The sequence below is a fragment of the Brevibacillus sp. HD3.3A genome, from assembly GCF_013284375.2.
GTDB lineage: Bacteria > Bacillota > Bacilli > Brevibacillales > Brevibacillaceae > Brevibacillus > Brevibacillus parabrevis.
Genome location: NZ_CP085874.1, coordinates 1,934,805 through 1,950,444, shown reverse-complemented (window position 1 = coordinate 1,950,444; position 15,640 = coordinate 1,934,805). Strand labels below are relative to the sequence as shown.

The 15,640-nt window shown below is 53.7% G+C and carries 13 protein-coding genes; 1 reads left to right on the top strand and 12 read right to left on the bottom strand.

The annotated features are described in order from the left end of the window. Window positions 1–19: 19 nt before the first annotated feature. The 8 genes from HP435_RS09535 to hemA form a co-directional block, all read right to left on the bottom strand. Window positions 20–829, bottom strand: a complete 810-nt coding sequence (locus tag HP435_RS09535; RefSeq protein WP_229049887.1) for a HipA family kinase — start codon at window positions 827–829, stop codon at window positions 20–22. Window positions 830–945: 116 nt separating this feature from the next. Further along, window positions 946–1,422: a GyrI-like domain-containing protein gene (locus HP435_RS09530; protein WP_173597482.1), complete on the bottom strand. Its 477-nt coding sequence runs from the start codon at window positions 1,420–1,422 to the stop codon at window positions 946–948. A 133-nt stretch (window positions 1,423–1,555) separates the two neighbouring features. Continuing rightward, window positions 1,556–2,851: a glutamate-1-semialdehyde 2,1-aminomutase gene (gene hemL / locus HP435_RS09525; protein ID WP_173597483.1), complete on the bottom strand. Its 1,296-nt coding sequence runs from the start codon at window positions 2,849–2,851 to the stop codon at window positions 1,556–1,558. A 7-nt stretch (window positions 2,852–2,858) separates the two neighbouring features. Continuing rightward, entirely contained in the window at window positions 2,859–3,833 is a 975-nt protein-coding gene (gene hemB / locus HP435_RS09520) for a porphobilinogen synthase (RefSeq protein WP_063230142.1), read from the bottom strand. A gap of 1 nt (window position 3,834) precedes the next feature. Then, window positions 3,835–4,629 (bottom strand): uroporphyrinogen-III synthase, encoded by a 795-nt coding sequence (locus tag HP435_RS09515; RefSeq protein WP_173597484.1) that lies wholly within the window; start codon window positions 4,627–4,629, stop codon window positions 3,835–3,837. Beyond that, window positions 4,626–5,555, bottom strand: coding sequence for a hydroxymethylbilane synthase (hemC, locus tag HP435_RS09510; RefSeq protein WP_122964259.1), 930 nt, complete (start codon window positions 5,553–5,555; stop codon window positions 4,626–4,628). The genes HP435_RS09515 and hemC overlap by 4 nt, the downstream gene beginning before the upstream one ends. Before the next feature lie 24 nt (window positions 5,556–5,579). After that, entirely contained in the window at window positions 5,580–6,398 is an 819-nt protein-coding gene (locus HP435_RS09505) for a cytochrome C assembly family protein (protein ID WP_063230139.1), read from the bottom strand. 66 nt (window positions 6,399–6,464) lie between these two features. Beyond that, window positions 6,465–7,826, bottom strand: a complete 1,362-nt coding sequence (gene hemA, locus HP435_RS09500; protein WP_173597485.1) for a glutamyl-tRNA reductase — start codon at window positions 7,824–7,826, stop codon at window positions 6,465–6,467. 281 nt (window positions 7,827–8,107) lie between these two features. On the opposite strand from hemA, the gene HP435_RS09495 reads away from it, so the two are divergent. Next, window positions 8,108–9,049 (top strand): DMT family transporter, encoded by a 942-nt coding sequence (locus tag HP435_RS09495; protein ID WP_305852251.1) that lies wholly within the window; start codon window positions 8,108–8,110, stop codon window positions 9,047–9,049. Window positions 9,050–9,169: 120 nt separating this feature from the next. Here HP435_RS09495 and HP435_RS09490 read toward each other — a convergent pair whose 3' ends face one another. From HP435_RS09490 to lonB, 4 genes are all read right to left on the bottom strand, one after another. Then, the gene (locus HP435_RS09490) at window positions 9,170–10,522 is read right to left on the bottom strand and encodes a protein O-GlcNAcase (protein WP_173597486.1); all 1,353 of its coding nucleotides are present in this window, start codon (window positions 10,520–10,522) and stop codon (window positions 9,170–9,172) included. A 54-nt stretch (window positions 10,523–10,576) separates the two neighbouring features. After that, complete coding sequence (gene yihA / locus HP435_RS09485; RefSeq protein WP_122964263.1) at window positions 10,577–11,233, bottom strand: ribosome biogenesis GTP-binding protein YihA/YsxC; 657 nt, start codon at window positions 11,231–11,233, stop codon at window positions 10,577–10,579. Beyond that, window positions 11,230–13,572, bottom strand: a complete 2,343-nt coding sequence (gene lon, locus HP435_RS09480; protein WP_122964264.1) for an endopeptidase La — start codon at window positions 13,570–13,572, stop codon at window positions 11,230–11,232. The genes yihA and lon overlap by 4 nt, the downstream gene beginning before the upstream one ends. A gap of 258 nt (window positions 13,573–13,830) precedes the next feature. Beyond that, window positions 13,831–15,528: an ATP-dependent protease LonB gene (gene lonB, locus HP435_RS09475; RefSeq protein ID WP_122964265.1), complete on the bottom strand. Its 1,698-nt coding sequence runs from the start codon at window positions 15,526–15,528 to the stop codon at window positions 13,831–13,833. Window positions 15,529–15,640 lie beyond the last annotated feature (112 nt).

The window sequence follows — 15,640 nt, the reverse complement described above, 5'->3', positions numbered from 1 at the left end:
TGGGTCAAGCACTCCAACGCTACCCGAAATGCTTGGAAATCCGCTTCAATGCCTTTTTCAAATGCTTGCGACGGCACAGCAGCACTTTTTCGATAAACCGTTTTTCTGCCCGTGTCAACAAGCCCTTGGGTACTCGGCGAATCGCTTTTTTGAGCTTTCCTTTGGGCAAGGACTGGATTTTCTTGACCATTTTTTCCAGTTGCTTGCGGTTGTCGCGGGTAAAGCGCTTCAGCCCTTTGGGAATGCGCTGTTTTTTCTTTTCGCCGGAATGCAGGCAAAACTTGTAGGCTTTTTTGCAGGAAAACTTTTTCCTGGCGCGGCGCAGATTCCATTTAGTAGGATTACCAAACAAGGAAATCCCATGATCGATTCCGTACCATTTGTACTTCTTCCACGACTTTTTCTTGTGCAGAATCAGGTTGCGGTTGGAGCGATCCGGGTTGAGAATCCAGGCGTCAAAAGCGACGAGCCGCGCCAGCTTTTTGGCGCCTTTGATGTGCTTGTGCGGTTTTTTCAGCCATTTCTTTTTGACTTTTTTCCAGTGGATCACTTTGCTGCCTTTGCCCTTGATGGAAATAATTCCACGCTTGATCCGGCCGTTTGGCCCGCGCACATGGGCTTGCATCACTTTTGCGACAGGCACCCCGAGGCTTTTCGCCAAATGCGCGGCGATGTACTCGTTTGCTACGAGAATGCGGTAATTTTTGCGATGATGCCGATATACCGTCGATTTGAAGTATCCCTTGCGTCCTTTGCGGCTTTTGACCTTCCAGATCAGTCGGCCGTACCGTTTACGCAGGCGCTTCCGATAACGCCATCTCAATCTCACCACCTGTACACCTCGTCCCTGTTTTTTAACAGTATACGAATTTGGGTGCAGAATGGTGAAATCAAAAGGAACATCTCCTCGCCAAAAAGCAAAAAGAGGTGTTGTTCCCTTGTCGCTTAGCGGAGCGGAATGAAAATTTCGTACGTGTTCTCCGCTCTTTGCCGGGGATGCACGGAAGGAATGAAGCGCTGGTCGTACCGTTCCATGCGCAAAGCTTGCGGATCGACCTGGTGGCCGTGTGCGTCAAGCCAGCCAAACAACTGACGGTACGTGTCCTGCACCGTCTCCATCGGTCCTGCATGGGTGAAGCGGGCGTACGTTCTGGCTGGAAGCGTGAACCCGACCATGCCAGGAGGAATTTTTTCAAAGCCTTCTACCTCTACCACGATATACTCGGTATACATTTGGTACGTCTGGTTCTCGTCACTGATGTCATAGCGCACGTTGGGCTGCACCATAAGCGGAATCTCCTTTTGTCGCTGCAAAAACGTTTCCCACAGCTTGGGCATGTGCTCGATCAACATGGAAAACGAGCCGGAAAAGCTGAGTCCTACCACGTGTTTTTCTGGCACCTGTACAATTGTTCCTTCCATGACTCCACCTCGCTCTTTTTTGCTCCCCTCGTATTCTCATCCGTTATGGCAATATCCTGCTTCTTCCAGCCGATCTTTACAAAAAAACTAAAAAACACCTCCTGCGCAGTTACAGAAGGTGTCGCTCTCTTGTTTATTCAGCTTCCAGCGCCTTTTTCATAGCGCGGTAGCTCGCTTCAATCGTCCGTTCAATGTCCTCTTCCGTATGTGCCAAGGAAACGAACATCCCTTCAAACTGGGACGGCGGGATCATGACGCCTTCTTCCAGCAAATAGCTGAAGTAAGCCGAGAAGCGGTCCAAATCAGCTGTTTTCGCCGTCTCGTAGTTGATGACTGGCGTATCGGTAAAGAACAGGCATACCATGGAGCCAACCCGGTTGAGCGTGTGCGGGATACCCAGCTTGCGAGCATTTTCTGCCAGTCCCTCACCCAGTCGCACAGACAGCTTTTCCAAATACTCGTAAGCACCTGGCTTGCTCAGCTCTTGCAAGGTAGTCAAGCCTGCCGCCATCGCCAGCGGGTTGCCGGACAGCGTTCCCGCCTGATAGATCGGTCCTGCCGGGGCAATCTGCTGCATGATTTCCCGTTTGCCGCCGTACGCTCCCACCGGAAGACCGCCGCCGATGACTTTGCCCATCGTGGTCAGGTCAGGCGTGATGCCGTACAGTTGTTGAGCGCCGCCAAGCGCTACACGGAAGCCTGTCATGACTTCATCGAAAATGAGCAACGCGCCGTATTGCTTGGTGATTTCACGCAGCCCCTCCAAAAAACCGGGCTGTGGCGGCACTACGCCCATGTTGCCTCCGATTGGCTCGACAATGACCGCAGCCAGATCGTCGCCAAAATGCTCGAAAGCGAGCTTGACGCTGTCCAAATCGTTGTATGGCACTGTGATTGTATTCACAGCGGTTCCTTCTGGCACGCCCGGACTATCCGGCAAACCGAGCGTCGCTACGCCAGAACCGGCTTTGATCAGCAGACTGTCGGCATGGCCGTGGTAACAGCCTTCGAACTTCATGATTTTGTTGCGCTTCGTGTAGCCGCGGGCGAGACGCAGAGCGCTCATCGTCGCTTCTGTGCCCGAGTTGACCATGCGCACAACTTCCACGGATGGAACCAGCTCACATACGAGCTTCGCCATCTCGGTTTCGCGCTCTGTCGGAGCACCGAAGCTGGTTCCGAGCGCAGCGACTTCCGTAATCGCCGCCAGCACGCGCGGATGCGCATGACCGAGAATCAGCGGTCCCCACGAGCCGATATAGTCGATGTAGCTGTTGCCGTCCACATCAAAAATGCGGGAGCCTTCCCCTTTTTCAATGTAGACAGGATTGCCGCCCACACTCTTGAACGCCCGCACCGGGCTGTTCACTCCACCAGGTATGTAATGCTGTGCTTCTGCAAACAACCGAGTCGATTTTTCTCTCATCATCTTTTGCTCACCTCGCCAGCCATTTTGCTACATCTTTGGCATGATACGTAATAATCAAGTCTGCACCAGCCCGTTTGAAGCCAAGCAGCGCCTCCATTACGATGCGCTCTTCATCAATCCAGCCGTTGAGGGCTGCCGCTTTGACCATGGAGTATTCGGCACTCACGTTGTAGGCGACGATCGGCAGGTTGAAGTTCTCGCGCAGGCGCAGCACCATGTCCATGAAAGCCAGACCTGGCTTCACGATCAAAAAGTCTGCCCCTTCTTTTACATCAGAAGCCGCTTCTCGCAGTCCTTCCCGTGCGTTTGCCGCGTCCATCTGGTAGCTTTTGCGATCGCCGAATTGCGGTGTCGAACCAGCGGCATCGCGGAATGGGCCGTAGAAGGCGGAAGCGTATTTCACTGCGTAGGACATGATCGGAATATGGGAAAAGCCTGCTTCATCCAAAGCTTCGCGGATCGCAACGACAAATCCGTCCATCATGTTGGACGGAGCGATGATGTCAGCGCCCGCTTTTGCCTGGGAGACCGCTGTTTTTGCCAAAAGCTCAAGCGTCTCGTCGTTGACGACTTCGCCATTGTGAATGACGCCGCAATGACCGTGGTCCGTGTATTCACACAGGCACGTATCGGCAATCACGATCATTTCCGGGTGGGCTTCCTTGATCTGACGGATGGCTTGCTGCGTAACCGCATCGTCGTTGTACGCCTCTGTCCCGCAAGCGTCTTTGTGCTCCGGCACCCCGAACATCAGCACGGACTGGATTCCCAGCGCCACAATCTCTTTCATTTCTTCCGCCAAAACATCCAGAGAGAACTGGTACACGCCTGGCATCGAAGCAATTTCATTTTTGATGCCGGTTCCTTCCACGACAAACAAAGGATAAATCAGATCTTCCAGGTGAATGTGATTTTCTCGTACCAGATTGCGCATAGCCGCGCTTTGGCGCAGACGGCGATGACGGTCAAATGTAAGTGCCATGTCAATTCCCTCCCAGATTCTCTAGTAAAGCTTCTAACAGTCCCTCCACCGTGTACTCGCTCGCGACCACATCGACAACAAGCCCGTTCTGTCTGGCTGTATCAGCTGTGATCGGACCGATGCAGGCGATCCGCACCTGATCGAGCCAGCCTGGCGTCGCATAAGGCGACATCGCCTGGATGAAGTGAGTCACGGTAGACGAGCTGGTAAACAAGATGACATCAATGCGGCCTTGCTGCAACTCTTTTGCCGCTTCCGGCGCAAGCGATGCGTCGATGACCGTATGATAAACGTCCACCTCTGTCACCGCAAGCCCTCGTTCTTGCAATTCGGCTGGCAGCGCTTTGCGGGCAATGTCCGCTCGCGGCAGCAAAACACGCTGGCCAGGACGCAGCTGTTCGTGCAAACTGGCGAGCAATCCCTCGGCTACGTAGTCGGAAGGGATCACGGCAACCTCAAGACCGTGGCTGGTCAGAGCCTGAGCCGTCTTGGGACCGACTGCGGCAATCCTCCCTGCGAATGCTTGAAGACCGACTTCCAGCTGCTGCATCCGATCCAGAAAAAAACGCACGCCATTGACACTCGTAAAAATGACCCACTCATAGCTGGACAACTCGGCGATGGCTTCATCCAGCCTCGCATTGTCCGCAGGCGGGATCATTTTCAGAAGCGGAAAGGCATAAGCCTCTCCGCCCAAATGTTCGATTTTGTCCACCAGTTCCTGAACCTGGCTTTTGGCGCGCGTCACCATGATCTGCTTGCCTGTCAGCGGCCCGCGCGATCCGACGGCTGTCATTCCTGGTTCTCCCGCAAAACTTGTGCGAGCACCTCGCCCGCTCCTTGCGCGAGCAGCGCTTCCGCCACCTGAACGCCGAGCGCCAGCGCATCCGTGCCTGTCGCCGTGTTTTTGAACAGCTGTTTTCCATCCGGCGAGCCAACCATGCCTGTCAAAGTGATCTGCTTCGCCTCATCCACGGTCGCATACGCCCCGATCGGAACTTGACAGCCGCCTTGCAGCTTGTGCAGGAAGCTGCGCTCGGCTGTAACAGCCAGACGCGTAGGCTCATCATCAAGCTGTTTCAACAGGGCCAGCGTCTCTTCATCATCTGCGCGGCATTCGATGGCAAGCGCACCCTGTCCGACAGCGGGCAGGCTGATTTCCACGGGCAAATATTGCGAAATGTTTCCCGCATACTGGACGCGCTCCAGACCCGCTGCCGCCAAAATGATCGCATCAAAGTTGCCTTCTTCCAGCTTGCGGATGCGCGTATCAATGTTTCCACGCAGCGACTCGATCTGAATGTCCGGGCGATGCGCGAGAATTTGCGCACTGCGGCGCAGACTGCTGGTTCCGACCAGCGCCCCCTCCCGCAGCTCATCAAGCGTTTTTCCATCCAGGGAAAGCAGGACGTCCCGCGGGTCAACGCGCTTCGGAATCGCTCCGATCACGAGTCCTTCCGGCAATTCGGCTGGCATGTCCTTCAAGCTGTGCACCGCCAAATCCGTTTCCTTGTCGTACAAAGACTGTTCGATTTCTTTGACGAACAAGCCTTTTCCGCCCACCTTGGACAGAGTAACATCGAGAATCCGGTCGCCTTTTGTCACAATCTCATGCAGTTCAAAATCAGCTTCCGGCGCGATTTCCTGCAGTTTCGCTACAACCCACTTCGTCTGGGTGAGCGCCAGCTTGCTGCGCCGCGTACCCACTTTCCATTTTCCCATGACAGCCTCCTTGATGAACAGCCGCTACCACCAGCTGTGAAATGTAGATGTCGTGATTCCTAAGAAATTGATGAGCAAAAGCAAAAACGCCAAGACGTTCCATTGCGCCATCCTGCGCATTTGCATCGTATCGCGAAATCGCTTGTACAGCCAGAACGAATAGCTGGCCAAGACGAGCAAAGAGAGCACGACTTTGGAATCCAGCAAAAATTTCTCCGGCAGTACCATTTTTCCCCAAATGATCCCCAGCACAATCGAGAGCAGCAGCATCGGCACACCGAGCATATTCATCCGGTAAGCGTAGCCCTCCAATTGATCGAGACTGGGCAATCTGCGCAAAAGCGGAGTCCAGCGGCGCTCCTTGAGCATCTTATGCTGCAACAGGTACATCGCTGAAAAGATCATCGACAGCGAGAAAGCTCCGTAGCTGAACATCGCCAGCGTCACATGTGTCAACAGAAGCTCAGAGGTCAGCACACTGGATACAGCGACGATGGGCGTCTCTGGCAAAAACATCGACATGACCAGGACGACAAATCCGATGATATTTGTAAAAAAAACCAGTAAATCAATGCGAAAAAAATAGTGAATGGCAAGCGACAGACTTACCAGCACCCATGAGTAAAAAAACAGCGTCTCAAACAGTGTAATGACAGGAAAATAAGCTTTCATCACCGTTTGCGACACAAAAAAAGCGGTTTGCAAGGCCCAAACGACAATAAGCAACCCGAAAGCCAAACGATTGACTTTCCGGTTGCTTTGCAAGAAGTCGTTAAAATAGAAGAGAACACTTGCAGCGTAGAGAAAGATCGTCAGGTCGTAGATCCATCTCACCTCGGCCATGCACTCTCTCCCCTCTTTCCCTATCGGTTTCTATCGATGGCAGTATCGTTTTTGCAAAGAAGGTTGTTAGTCCGGCAGGCGGGAAGCCAATACCTTTTCACGAGCTGCTGGTTGTTTTGTTTTATCGTCTGCCCAGATCGCCTCCTGCTCTTTGCGTTCCAGGATTTCTTCCAGAGCAAACATCTTGGTGAAAATGTCCAGCACTTCTTCTCCGGATTTGGTAGCTGCCATCTCCTTCAGACGGACAACCGGATCATGCATTAGCTGATTGACGATCCCTTTTGTCGTCTTGCGGATGATGTGCATCTCGCGCTCCGTCAAGTTTGGCAGCTTGTTTTCAATCTTGCGCATCGCTTCGCCTTGAATGGTGAGCGTTTTTTCACGCAGGGCAGCGATCAGCGGCGCTACTCCGAGCGTCTGGTACCAGGCGGTAAACGCCATGATTTCCTCTTCGATCATAGCCTCCAGTCGCTCCGCTTCCCGCGAGCGCTCTGCGACGTTGCTTGCGACGATGCCTTCCAGATCATCGATATCGTACAAAAAGACGTTATCCAGATCGTGCAGATCAGGGTTCAGGTCACGGGGAACCGCAATATCCACCATGAACAGCGGGCGGTGCTTTCGCTGCTTCATGATCGGCGCCAAATCTTGCTTGCCGAGGACGTACCCGGTCGCTCCCGTCGAGCTGATGACGATGTCTGCGGTGAGCAGCGCCTCAGGCAACTGCTCCATCGTACAGGAATCCCCTTTAAATTTTTCCGCCAAAAGCTGCGCTCTCTCCAGCGTGCGGTTTGCTACCGTGACGCGTTCGGAACCGTTGGCGTGCAAATGTTTGGCAGTCAGCTCGCTCATTTTGCCCGCTCCGACAATCAGGACGGACTTCCCGGCGAAAGAGCCGAATATTTTTTTGCCCAGTTCAACCGCCGCATAGCTGACCGAAACGGCGTTTTGTCCGATAGCCGTCTCCGTATGGGCACGCTTCGCGAACGTAATCGCTTGCTTGAACAGCGTGTTGAACACGGTTCCCGTCGTTTTCAGCTCTTGCGCCATCAAAAAGGCATCGCGCACCTGACCGAGAATTTGCGTCTCTCCCATCACCATCGAATCAAGACCAGCAGACACTCTAAACAGATGGTCGATTGCCTGTTCGTTCTCTTTTATATAGAGGTGATCCTTGAATCGTTCTTTTTCCACACCGAACCATTCCGCCAAAAAACGACGCGAATAGTCCCGGCCGATATTCGCCTGATCGCAAACGACGTAAATTTCCGTACGGTTGCATGTCCCCAAGATGACACATTCTGCAATACTCTTCGTCTGGGAGAGAAGATGAAGAGCGCGCACAGTCCCATCATCGCTGAATGTAAACTTTTCGCGAACTTCGACAGGTGCCGTTTTATAATTTAAGCCCAGCAAAAGAATATCCATAATGTCCTCCCAGAATGACATACTTGCATACGCCATATGTAAAATGCACTATTATTATAACATTATGCCCGTAAACGGACATGAGTAATTGTGAAAAGTTTATTAACTGAACGCACTTTTGGGCGCTCATAGAGTCGAATCGCTAGGGTGCAAACCGCGGCAAAAAGCGACAAATGGCGCATAAATCCGCTTGAAATCCCATTGCCGATACCGTATGATGCTGGCTATACGTCTATAAATATAAAATTTCGTAAACAAGCCGGGAGGAGAGAAAAGAAGCATTGAGAAAACCATGGATGGCAGACATAACGCTGCTTCTTATCGCTTTGGTCTGGGGAACCACATTTTTAATCGTACAGCAGGCGATCGCCTCACTGCCCCCCAACACGTTCAATGCTGTGCGCTTCACAGTAGCCGCTCTGTTTTTGCTCGTCATTCTATTGATTCGCAATCGTCGCCAGCTTACCGAGTTCCGCGGTCCGATCATTCGCGCTGGCATCATTCTCGGCTTCTGGCTCTGTCTAGGCTACGCTCTGCAAACAGTCGGCCTGCTTTACACGACGCCTTCCAAAGCCGGATTTATTACAGGCTTGTCTGTCGTGCTCGTGCCGCTGTTCTCTTTTTTGCTTTTGCGCGACAGAATCAAGGTTGTCGCCGTCATTGGCGTGATTCTCGCAGCAGCAGGCTTGTATTTGCTGACCCAAAATCAGGAGTTTTCGTTCAACCTGGGTGATGCGCTCGTGTTCGGCTGTGCGATTTGCTTCGCCATGCAGATCGTTTTTACCGGAAAGTACGCGCCACACTTCTCGGCCTTGCCGCTCGCCATCGTTCAGTTGGGCACCGTCGCGGTCATGAGTTGGCTCTACGCTTTTTTCTTCGAAGACTGGAGCCGTGCGTTTGATCCGGCGATCTTGTTCATCCCCGAAGTGGCAATGGGCCTGATCGTGACATCGATCTTTGCGACCGCGCTTGCCTTTTTGGCCCAGACGGCTTTGCAAAAGCAAACCAGCTCGACGCGAGTGGCACTCATTTTCGCCCTTGAGCCTGTGTTTGCCGCCCTTACTTCGTACATCTTCATTCATGAAGTATTGAACGGACGCCAACTGACTGGCTGCTTGATGATTTTTACCGGAATGATCCTGGCAGAGCTGCCGATCGCCCAATGGCTCCAGCAAGCTCGCGAGCGAAAAGACAAAACAAAAGCAGGCCGCGAATCAGCCTGACTGAGTGGCAAAAATAACAGAAAAAAGGTTCCTTCTCCCCGCTGGAAAAGGAACCTTTTTTCATGAAATTGGCTGTGACCGCTTGCGGCCAACAAGCTCCGACACGCCTGGATCGCGCGGTCAGGAGCTTTTTTTCACTTCCTGCAAAATCGCATCGACAAACAGCTGCATGACTTGCCCGCACACCTTTTGCGGCAATCGCTCCGTCCGCTTGAGCCACTGCCGCAGCCGCATCAGGTGGAAAGCCGCATGCGGCACTCGGCCGCTCGTTCCGTGGTCAATCAAGGCGACAGCCGATTGCCCCACTTTTGCCCAATGGCGGTATTTTTCAATCCACGGCCGCGCTTCCTTCGCGAGCTTGTAGTTGCTCATTCCTCCCAGCAGCTGGTGGGCGGTCTGCTCCATCTCGCGGAAAAGCAAGTTCAGCTCAGAGACTGCTTTGTTCCGATCCCCCTGCAAAAACTGAAAGCGAAAGGACAGAAACGCTTCGAGCAGACGCGGCGACTCGACTTCACACAAAAACGAGCTTTGCACATTATCGGCAAACGCGAAAAAAGCATCGGCATCGGCATCACCCGCTACCTCTGCCACCGCCTGTTTCCAGGCGATGTGCGGATCGTAGCCGTACGGATCGCGCAAATACGCAGCCGTCGTCATCAACGGAATCTTGGAACACTCCGGCAGCGACATCGCATTCGCCACATAACCCGAGGCGTGTTGCCACAAGTCGGGGTCGCGATGGCGCAAAGGGCCAATGTGCAGCTCGTTTGCCATAGCCAGATCGTTCACCGGGTAGTTGTCCCAGTAAAACGGCTTGTGGCGCGTGTACTCGGCAAAGCGTACAGCATCCCCATCTGTCAAGTACGGAGAACAAACGAAGCGTCCCGTCCAGAACAAATCCATCTCTTCGGACAAATGCTGGCCGAGATGCTGGATATACGGCTCTTTGCCAATCCCGTTGTACTGGGTTGGACACACAAACAGCCTGACCGGCTCGCCCCATCCTTGCATCATCTCCCATACCCGGCTGGCCGTTTGCACGTGAGCGTCTGCCAGGTGAGCGAACTGCGCAATGTCTTGCTCATGCAGCAAGTGCATGGGAATGTCGTCAAACAACAAGGAAAAATACCGGACGCCTCTGTCGTACATCGTCCGATATTTTTGAACAAGCTGCTTGATATGGGCCGGATTCGCATATTCCATGCTAAGGCCGGGGCTTAAACAGTAGACGAACTGCATCTGGCGCTGCCTTGTGCTGTCAATCAGTTCGTCCAGCTGACGCATCGCTTCTGTCGGGTGCGACTCCATCCAGCGCTCCCGCAAAAACAGATCGTCTTTTGGCGAGTAGAAATAGGCATTGTAATCGTGCCGATGCAAAAAATCAATCATGTCCAGCCGCTCTGCATGCGTCCAGGGCGTTCCGTAGAAGCCTTCGATCACACCGCGTACGGCAAAGCAAGCCAGTTTGCTCACAAGAATGCCTCCCCTTCCCAGTTGCGGATTGGGTCTTGGACTTTTTCTCTTCCCTTACTCTGACTCGCTTGAGGTCGCTGCCGGAACCGAAGCTGCTGCTCCCGCTTCCTGTGCAGACTCGTTGCTTTCGCGCAGACGGCGCATGATTTCTCCCCACAGCTCATCTTTGCCTTGTCCTGTTTCCGAAGAAAACACGATGATCGTATCGCCGCCACGCATGTTCAAAGTCTGACGAATGATTTTTGTATGTTGCAGCCAGCGTCCACGGGCAATTTTGTCGCCCTTGGTCGCCACGATCACTGTAGGAATGCCGATCTGTTTGCACCAGTCGTACATCGCCACGTCGTCCTTGGACGGTGCATGGCGAATGTCAACCAGCTGGATGACAAACCGCAGCTGCTCGCGGTTTTTCAGGTAGCCTTCGATCATTTTTCCCCATTGTTCCTTGATCGTCTTCGCGACCTTGGCGTAGCCGTAGCCGGGGAAATCGACGAAATAGAGCATCTGATTGACGCGGAAGTAGTTCAGCGTCTGGGTCTTGCCGGGCCGCGAGCTGATGCGGGCAAGCCCTTTGCGGTTCATCATTTTGTTGAGCAAGGAAGACTTGCCCACGTTGGAGCGGCCTACCAGCGCAATCTCGTGCAGACCGTCCTCCGGGTATTGTTTCGGTCCGACAGCGCTGATGACGAACTCGGATGATGTTACTTTCATGCTTTGTCACCTGCTGTCGGCTGTTTGGTCAGAGCGTGGCGCAATACTTCATCCAGGTGCTCGACCGGATAAAAAGTCAGTTCTTTTCGCACGCTCTCCGGAATATCTTCAATGTCTTTCTCGTTGTCTTTTGGCAAAATAATCGTCGTCAAGCCAGCGCGATGGGCTGACATGCACTTTTCTTTCAGGCCGCCAATCGGCAGCACTTTGCCGCGAAGCGTGATTTCCCCGGTCATGCCCACTTCTTTTTTCACAGGAACCTGGGTCAGAGCCGAGACAAGCGCGGTCGCCATCGTAATCCCTGCGGACGGACCGTCTTTCGGAATCGCGCCTTCTGGAACGTGAATGTGAATGTCGTTCTTCTCATGGAAGGCCGGATCAATTCCCCACTGGTCCGCGCGCGAGCGAATGTAGCTAAACGCAGCCTGCGCCGATTCCTTCATCACATCGCCGAGTTTTCCGGTCAGGGTGAGCTTGCCTTTTCCAGGCAAAATGCTGACCTCTACGTTCAACGTATCCCCGCCTGCCTGTGTCCAGGCAAGACCTGTTACGGAGCCGATCTGGTCTTTTTGCTCTGCCAATCCGTAGCGGAAGCGCGGTTTTCCGAGCAGCGTCTCCAGCGTTTTAGCCGTGACCACGACACGCTTCTTTTCTCCGCTGACGATCAGCTTCGCTGCTTTGCGGCATACATTGGCGGATTCCCGGTTCAAGTTGCGCACGCCTGCTTCACGCGTATACAGGCGGATGAGCTTCAGCATGGCATCTTCGTGCACTTGCAGCTTATCCTTGCCAAGACCGTGCTCCTCCATCTGTTTGGGCAGCAAGTACCCGCGCATGATGTTGAGCTTTTCCAGCTCGGTGTAGCCGGAGATCGAGATGACCTCCATCCGGTCGAGAAGCGGACGCGGAATCGTATCGAGACTGTTCGCCGTCGTGATGAACATGACATTCGTCAGATCGTACGTCTCTTCAATATAGTGGTCGCTGAACTTGTCGTTCTGGTTCGGGTCCAGCACTTCGAGAAGCGCGGAAGCAGGATCTCCGCGGAAATCGGATGCCAGCTTGTCGATCTCATCGAGCAAAAAGACCGGATTGATCGTGCCAGCCTGCTTCATTCCCTGGATGATCCGCCCTGGCAGAGCACCTACATACGTGCGGCGATGACCGCGAATTTCCGCTTCATCGCGCACGCCTCCGAGCGAAATCCGCACGAAGTTGCGCTCCAGTGCGCGTGCGATCGAACGGGCGAGGGAAGTTTTCCCTACCCCCGGAGGTCCAACCAGACAGAGAATCGGCCCGCGCATGGAATTGACCAGCTTTTGCACAGCCAAATACTCCAGCACGCGTTCTTTCGGCTTTTCCAGTCCGTAGTGATCCTCGTCCAGAACTTCCTGCGCGTGATGGATATCCAAATTGTCCTCGGTCGTTTTCGTCCATGGCAGCGCCAAAAGGGTGTCGATATACGTGCGAATGACAGAGCCTTCTGCGGAAGTCGCCGGCATTTTTTCCAGGCGCTCCAGCTCTTTTTCGATTTTGGTCTTGATTCGCTCGGGAGCGTCGGATTTCTCCAACTGCGAGCGCAGCTCATCCACTTCTCCCTGACGGCCGTCCTTGTCGCCCAGTTCTTTCTGGATCGCTTTCATTTGCTCACGCAAGTAGTATTCCTTTTGCGTGCGCTCCATCTGCTTTTTCACCCGGTTGCCGATCTTGCGCTCCAGCTCCAGAACCTCGCGCTCGTTGTTCAGGATATCCAGCAAAATTTCGAGCCGCTCCTTGATGTTGACCGTCTCCAAAATTTCCTGTTTGTCCTTCATTTTCAGCGGCAAATGGGAAGCAATCACGTCAGCCAGTCGGCCTGGCTCTTCAATGTCTGTCACGGATGTCAGCGTCTCGGGAGAAACCTTTTTGGAAAGCTTGATGTATTGCTCGAAATGGTTCAACAGCGAGCGCATCAAGGCTTCTACTTCGTTTTCCTCCGTTTTTTCTTCTTGCAAGTATGTAATAGACACGACGAAATAATCTTCCTGTTGAAGATATTCCTCAATCTTCGCGCGTTGCAGCCCTTCCACCAATACACGGATTGTGCCGTTTGGCAGCTTCAGCATTTGTTTGACACGCGCAACGGTACCGATGCTGTAGATTTGCTCTGCATCTGGCTCCTCTATGTGGACTTCTTCCTGTGTTGCAAGCAAAATCTTGTTGTCGTCCACCATGGCTTGCTCCAGCGCGCGGATGGACTTTTCCCGTCCAACGTCCAGGTGGAGTACCATGGTCGGATACACAAGCAATCCTCGCAACGGGAGAAGCGGTAATTCTCGTTTACCGGAACGTTCGCCCAAGCGGATGCACCTCTCCTTGTTGATCTATCCCTCTTACCAAGAGCCTGATAACAGACAAAAACGGCTCCCAAAGCCGTTTTTTGCCCACCCGGCATATCCGAATCACCCCAAAAGCAAGCGCGAGAAAAAACTGATCTTCCCGCCATTTGGGGAGCCCGTAACAGGCCGGGTAGGGCCCCGGGCTCTTTGCAAGCAGAAGCTTTTTACCATTGTAGCGCAAACACAATCCGATGTCTAATCTGCGGGCGCACGCGACTGCTACAGGGTCATAGGCGAGGAAGCCAGATCCTCCGCCGGAAGCTGGAGCGTAAAGCCGGGCGCTTCTTCCTCCTGTACAGCGACTTGCGGCACAGCCAGTTCAATGACTTGCGACACCGTTGAAACAGGAATGACCTCAATGCCTTTCATGTCGGCAAAAATGCTCTGCCAATTTTCCTCGGGGATCAACACGCGTGTGGCTCCCGCTTGTTTGGCTGCCTCTACTTTGGCGACGACTCCGCCGACAGGCTTCACTTTGCCGTGAATGCTTACCTCTCCAGTCATGGCGAGCAAATTGTCGACCGGCACTTCCGTGATCGCGGAGTAAATGGCGGTCGCGATGGTAATTCCCGCTGATGGCCCGTCGACCGGAACACCGCCTGGAAAATTGATGTGCAGATCGTAATCGTACGGGCGAACACCCATGCGGCTGAGGACGGTCAGGACGTTTTCAATCGAACCTTTTGCCATCGACTTCCTGCGGATGGTGCGACTGCGGCTGCCCATCTCTTCTTCCTCTGCCATCCCTGTCATGGCCATCCGGCCTTGTCCGGGCACAGCAGCAGGCGTAGCGGTCACTTCCAGCTCCATGACGCTGCCCATGTTCGGCCCGTAAACGGCAAGCCCGTTCACCAGACCGACTTGTGGCGTATCATGCACCTGTTTTTCAGGGCGCGGCGACTTCTGGCTGCTGTGCACGACCCACTCCACATCTTGCGCGATGATGTTTTTGCGTTCCTCTGTCAAGGCAATTCCGGCGGCGATTTGCAATGTATTGATCGCTTCGCGGCCGTTGGTGGCATACCGCTCGATGACGGACACCGCATCCTCATCAATGTTCATATGCATTTTCGGAACGGCTGTGCGCACGATGCTGCCGATTTCCGCCCCTTTCAACGGGCGAAAGAAAATTTCCAGGCAACGGGAGCGCAAAGCCGCTGGCAATTCATCCGGCAGCCGCGTCGTTGCCCCGACCAAGCGGAAATCCGCTGGCAGTCCATACTTGAATACATCATGAATATGCGAAGGAATCTGGTTGTTTTCCTCGCTGTAATAAGCGCTTTCCAGCATGACTTTGCGGTCTTCGAGCACTTTCAGCAGTTTGTTCATCTGTACAGGATGCAGCTCCCCGATCTCGTCGAGGAACAGCATCCCGCCATGTGCTTTCGTGACGGCGCCCGGCTTCGGTTGCGGGATACCCGCCTGCCCGAGCGAACCTGCCCCCTGGTAAATCGGATCGTGAACAGAGCCGATGAGCGGGTCGGCGATGCCGCGCTCGTCAAACCGGGCGATCGTGGCGTCAATCTCGATAAACTTGGCGTCTGCATTAAAAGGCGACAGTTGGTTTTTCTTCGCTTCTTCCAGCACGACCCGGGCAGCAGCCGTTTTGCCCACTCCCGGCGGACCGTAAATGATGACGTGCTGCGGATTCGGCCCGCACAGCGCGGCTCGTAAAGCGCGCAGTCCGTCTTCTTGGCCGACGATTTCTTCCAAAGTAGCCGGACGTGTTTTTTCCGACAAAGGCTCCGTCAATGCAATCATTCTCATTTTGCGAATCGAGTCCAGATCTTTTCGCGATTCTTTTTCCGTGGAAGTTTTCGTGTTTCTCTGCGCTCGCAGCAAATTCCAGAAGTAGGTGCCGATGACAATCCCAACGACCACTTCAATGACAGCAATGACCAGTGTGGTATAGTCCATATGCAGTCCCTCCCATGCGTCCATGCAGCTTATTTACGCATATGTAAAATCTCTTCAGCGATATCAAGTAGTATTGCCCCGCATCCGTATACGTAAACCATAAACCCGCAAA

Coding starts and splice junctions, on each gene's coding strand:
- yihA (WP_122964263.1), bottom strand. CDS start 11,233: ATGAAAGTAACATCATCCGAGTTCGTCATCAGCGCTGTCGGACCGAAA.
- lonB (WP_122964265.1), bottom strand. CDS start 15,528: ATGGACTATACCACACTGGTCATTGCTGTCATTGAAGTGGTCGTTGGG.
- hemA (WP_173597485.1), bottom strand. CDS start 7,826: ATGGATATTCTTTTGCTGGGCTTAAATTATAAAACGGCACCTGTCGAA.
- hemC (WP_122964259.1), bottom strand. CDS start 5,555: ATGGGAAAATGGAAAGTGGGTACGCGGCGCAGCAAGCTGGCGCTCACC.
- HP435_RS09530 (WP_173597482.1), bottom strand. CDS start 1,422: ATGGAAGGAACAATTGTACAGGTGCCAGAAAAACACGTGGTAGGACTC.
- hemL (WP_173597483.1), bottom strand. CDS start 2,851: ATGATGAGAGAAAAATCGACTCGGTTGTTTGCAGAAGCACAGCATTAC.
- hemB (WP_063230142.1), bottom strand. CDS start 3,833: ATGGCACTTACATTTGACCGTCATCGCCGTCTGCGCCAAAGCGCGGCT.
- HP435_RS09515 (WP_173597484.1), bottom strand. CDS start 4,629: ATGACAGCCGTCGGATCGCGCGGGCCGCTGACAGGCAAGCAGATCATG.
- HP435_RS09505 (WP_063230139.1), bottom strand. CDS start 6,398: ATGGCCGAGGTGAGATGGATCTACGACCTGACGATCTTTCTCTACGCT.